Annotated in this window: 1 pseudogene; it reads right to left on the bottom strand. The window is 35.1% G+C overall.

The window, feature by feature from the left end:
- Positions 1-282 (bottom strand): annotated as a pseudogene (locus tag SMIDD26_RS12425) (hypothetical protein); the annotation flags it as partial.

Raw genomic sequence — 282 nt, 5'->3', positions numbered from 1 at the left:
TGCTTATTTCTATTTCCTATGTTGATAGTTTTATTCCTTGTCGTTCCGTCTTTAGCTGCAACAACAGTTCCATCCGCCCCGGTTCTTCCATTTTGAGGAGAAAAACTAGTTGAATAAATAGGATTAGTAAAACCATCTTGATCAGTAAAAACTTCTACTTTATACTGCGCCTTAGTACCATTAATGTCACCAGTATATCCTGTCTTAAAAGATACCTGAACTTTGGAACCTTCTTCCGAAGAATAAGCTTTGAAAACTTTTTCAATACCTCTAAATCCTTTA

Origin of the sequence: Streptococcus mitis (assembly GCF_001579035.1) — a bacterium.
In the GTDB taxonomy this organism is placed as follows: domain Bacteria; phylum Bacillota; class Bacilli; order Lactobacillales; family Streptococcaceae; genus Streptococcus; species Streptococcus mitis_J.
This window is presented reverse-complemented; position numbering and strand designations above follow the sequence as displayed.